The sequence below is a fragment of the Actinoplanes sp. NPDC049548 genome (assembly GCF_040676695.1).
GTDB lineage: Bacteria > Actinomycetota > Actinomycetes > Mycobacteriales > Micromonosporaceae > Actinoplanes.
Map to the genome: position 1 here is coordinate 1 of NZ_JBFAPM010000059.1, position 4,444 is coordinate 4,444.

The 4,444-nt window shown below is 71.6% G+C and carries 2 protein-coding genes; both read right to left on the reverse strand.

The window, feature by feature from the left end; all coding sequences use genetic code 11:
- Positions 1 to 3,995 (reverse strand): amino acid adenylation domain-containing protein (locus AB0J80_RS38410; protein WP_364714758.1); only part of this gene is annotated, 3,995 nt, incomplete at its 3' end.
- A partial coding sequence (locus AB0J80_RS38415) for a phosphopantetheine-binding protein (RefSeq protein ID WP_364714760.1) occupies positions 3,992 to 4,444 on the reverse strand: 453 nt, incomplete at its 5' end. The genes AB0J80_RS38415 and AB0J80_RS38410, both read right to left, overlap by 4 nt.

The following is a 4,444-nucleotide window of genomic DNA, read 5'->3' on the forward strand; positions in this document are numbered from 1 at the left end:
CGGAACGTCGGATCGCCGGAGGTGTCCGTACGCAACACCAACGTGTTGACGAAGAACCCGACCAGATCCGCCAACGCCTCATCCGAGCGGCCCGCAACCGGCGCCCCGATCGGAATATCCGTACCGGCGCCCAACCTCGTCAGCAACGCCGCCACCGCGGCCTGCAACACCATGAACAACGTCGTACCGGTGCTCCGCGCAAGGTTCAGCAGCGCCCGGTGCACCTCCCCGTCAAGGGCCACCGTCACCGCATCGCCACCGTGGCTGGAGATCGCCGGGCGGGGCCGGTCGGTGGGCAGTTCGAGTTGGTCGGGGGCGCCGACCAGGGCGCCGCGCCAGTAACCCAGCTGCTCGGCGAGCACGCTGTCAGGGTCGTCGGCGCTGCCCAGCAGGTCCCGCTGCCAGAGCGCATAGTCGGCGTACTGCACCGGCAGCGGACTCCACCGCGGAGGCGTGCCCGCCAGACGGGACGAGTACGCCGCCGCCAGATCGCGCAGCAGCGGCGCCTTCGACCAACCGTCGCTGGCGATATGGTGCAGCACCAGCAGCAGCACGTGCTCTTCGGGGCCCGTCTCGGCCAGGTAGCTCCGAAGGGGCAACTCGGCCGCCAGATCGAACGGCCGGCCGGCCATCTCGTCGAGCTGGTCCGGTCGGATCCGCTCCAGCGTGGGCCGCCCGGCGACCACCTGCTGGCACGGCCGGCCGTCCACCACGGGGAAGACCGTGCGCAGCACCTCGTGCCGGTCCATCACGTCGGCCAGCGCCATCTCCAGCGCCACCCGGTCCAGTGCTCCGCGCAGTCGAAGCGCGTACGGGCAGTTGTAGGCCGCGCTCGGCCCCTCCATCTGGTCGATCAGCCAGAGCCGCTGCTGGGCGAAGGAGAGCGGCAGAATTCCGGGGCGCTCCGCGGCGCGCAGGGCGGGCCGGGCCGCAGCGCTGACCGCGAGGCGCGCGGTGAGCCCGGCCACGGTGGGCGCGTGGAACAGGTCACGGACGTTGAGCTCGACGCCGAGCGCGGCGCGGACCCGGCTGCTCAGCCGCATCGCCAGCAGCGAATGGCCGCCGAGCAGGAAGAAGTTGTCGCCGGTGCCGACCGTGTCCACGCCGAGCACGTCGGCGAAGATCCCGCAGAGGATCTCCTCCTGCGGGGTACGGGCGCCCACGGCGGTGACCTCGACGGTCGGTGCGGGCAACGCCCGGCGGTCCAGCTTGCCGGTGGGCGTCATCGGCAGCGCGTCCATCGCGACGAACGCGGACGGCACGAGGTGGTCCGGCAGACGGTCGCTCAGGTACTGACGCAGGTCGGTGACATCACCCACCACGTACGCCACGAGGCGCTTGTCGCCGGGCCGGTCCTCGCGGACCACCACGGCGGCCTGGGTCACCGCGTCGTGACGGGCCAGCACGTGCTGGATCTCGCCGGGCTCGACCCGGAAACCGCGGATCTTCACCTGGTCGTCGGCACGGCCGCGGTAGTCCAGTACGCCGGCGCGGGTCCATCGTGCGAGGTCGCCGGTGCGGTACATCCTGGCACTGATCTCGAACGGGTTCGCGACGAACCGCTCGGCGCTGAGCGCGGCCCGATGGAGATAGCCGTGGGCCAGGCCGACACCGGCGACGTAGAGCTCGCCCGTGACGCCGACCGGCACCGGGTTGAGCTGCGCGTCCAGTACGTAGGCCCGCTTGCCGGCGACCGGCGTACCGATCGGGATCGACGGACGCTCCAGGTCGGGCGCGGTGATGTGGTGGGTGGTGGTGAAGCCCATGCTCTCGGCCGGGCCGTACCCGTTGGTGAGGGTGAGGTGCCCGAAGTCGCGGAGCACGGTGGCGGCGTGGGACGTGGACGCCGGCTCTCCGCCGGTCAGCGCGCCGCGCAGTCCGGCGAAGATCGCCGGGTGCTCGTCCAGCAGGTGATTGAGCAGGCTCGCCGATCCCTTCAGCACGGTCACCCCGTGATCGCGTACCAGGTCGGCCATGACCTGCGGCTCGGGGCTCTCGCCGGGTTGCAGCACGCACGTACCGCCGTGGAACAGCGGGCCGAACACCTCGGTCGCGAACGCGTCCCAGGACATCGGGGCGGCCTGCAGCCACACATCGTCGGCGCCGAACGGCGCGTACTCCTGGCCGAGCAGCGTGCCGACGATCGCCCGATGCGGCAGGACGACGCCCTTCGGCTCACCGGTCGACCCGGAGGTGAAGATCAAGCAGGCGACGTCGTCCGCGTCTCCCGCGGCCGAGCCGATGACCGGGCCTGCCGCGACGGGGGTCGCGTCGACGTCGATCCACGGGACTCCGAGGTCGGGGTCCCACTCGGGGCTCGACACCAGCAACGCCGCTCGGGCCTGCGCGAGCACCGCGGCCAGCCGGTCCGCGGGGAAGGACGGATCGAGGAGTGTGTACCCGCCGCCGGCCTTGAGAACGGCGAGCAGCGCGACGATCAACTCCGGGGTGCGGCCCAGGTGGACGCCGACGATCTGGCCCGGCGTGACACCACGGTCAAGCAACCGGCGGGCCAGGGCGTCGGCGCGATTGTCCAGCTCGGCGTAGCTGATCCGCTGGTCGCGGTAGATCAGGGCGGTCTTCGCCGGGGTACGCATCGCCTGCGCCGTGAAAACCTCGTGCACCTGGGCCGACACGCGCGTGGCCGGTGGGTTCCACTCGTGGAGGAGCTGCTGGAGTTCCGCGTCGTCCACGATCCGCACCGCCCCGATCGGCGCGTCCGGGGCGGCGAGAACCTGCTCGACCACGCGGCCGAGCCGGCGGGCCAGGCCTTCGACGGTCGCCCGGTCGAACAGGTCGGTCGCGTACTCCAGGGTGCAGGCCAGACCGTCGGCGGTCTCCTCGACGCCGAGGGTGAGGTCGAACTTCGCCGATCCGGTGCCGGTCTTGACGATCTCGGCAGTGACGTCGCCGAAGGCGACCGGCTGGCCGGCGCCGCCCCGGGTGTGCACGAGCATCACCTGGAACAGCGGGTGCCTGGCCAGCGAGCGCTCCGGGTTGACCAGCTCGACCAGGCGGTCGAACGGCACGTCCTGGTGGGCGTAGGCGGCGAGGTTCACCGCCCGCACCCGGCCCAGCAACTCCCGGAAGGTGGGATCGCCGGCGGTGTCGTTGCGCAGTACCAGGGTGTTGACGAAGAACCCGACCAGGTCGTCCAGGGCTTCGTCGCCGCGTCCGGCGATCGGGAGGCCGATCGGTAGGTCAGTGCCGGCGCCGAGCCTGGTCAGCAGGGTGGCGAGGCTGGCCTGGAGCACCATGAACAGCGTGGCCTGGCTGGTGCGGGCCAACTCTGCCATGGCGGCGTGGGTCGCCGCGTCGAACCGGAACGGCACCGCGTCGCCGCGGAAGCTCGGCTCGGCCGGCCGGGGCCGATCCGTCGGCAGGGCCAGCTCCGCCGGGATCCCGGCCAACTGGTCCGTCCAGTGCCGCAACTGCCGCGCGAGAACGCTGTGCGGGTCGTCCTCCTCACCGAGGAGTTCCCGCTGCCAGAGCGTGTAGTCGGCGTACTGCACCGGCAACGGCTCCCATTGGGCGACCCGGCCGTCGAGGCGAGCGGCGTAGGCGGCGGCGAGGTCGCGGACGAGCGGGCCCATCGAACCGCCGTCGGTGGCGATGTGGTGCATGACCAGGACGAGCGTGTGGTCGTCCGCGGCGGTGCGGAACAGATACGGGCGGATCGGCAGCTCGGCCGTCAGGTCGAACACGTAGCGCGCGGCCTGGGTGAGCGCATCCGGCAGGTTCGCGTCGGCCACGGTGGTGGCGACGACGGCCGGCCGGGCACCGGTGACGACCTGCTGCCAGGGTTCGCCGTCGACGGCCGGAAAGATCGTCCGCAGCGCCTCGTGCCGGTCCAGCACATCGGCGAGGGCGGTCTCCAGCACGTCCGGCCGCAGCGGGCCCCGCAGGCGGAGCACCAATGGGACGTTGTACGTGGGACGCTGTTCCACCATGCTCAGGAACCAGAGCCGCCGTTGGGCGTACGACAGCGGGATCACAGGGCCTCCTCGGTACGGACGCGGCGCCGCAGAACGGGCCGAGCCTTGTTGGCGGTGCCGAGCCGGCCGGCGATGGCCGCGACGGTGGGTCGTTCGAAAAGCTCTTGGATCGACAGCTCGGCACCCAGCGCGGCGCGTACCCGGCTGATCAGGCGAAGGGCCAGCAGTGAGTGACCGCCGAGCTCGAAGAAGTCGTCGTCGATACCGACGGCTTCGAGCCCCAGCACCTCCCCGAACAGTCCGCAGAGGGTCTCTTCCCGCGCGGTGCGGGGTGCCGTACCGCCTGCCTCGATCCGAGGGACCGGCAGTGCGCGGCGGTCGAGCTTTCCGTGGGGAGTGATCGGCAGGGCGTCGAGCGCCACGAACGCCGCCGGCACCAGATAATCCGGCAACAACCCACTCACAAAATCCCGCAGACCCGCCGCATCACCGACCACATACGCCACCAG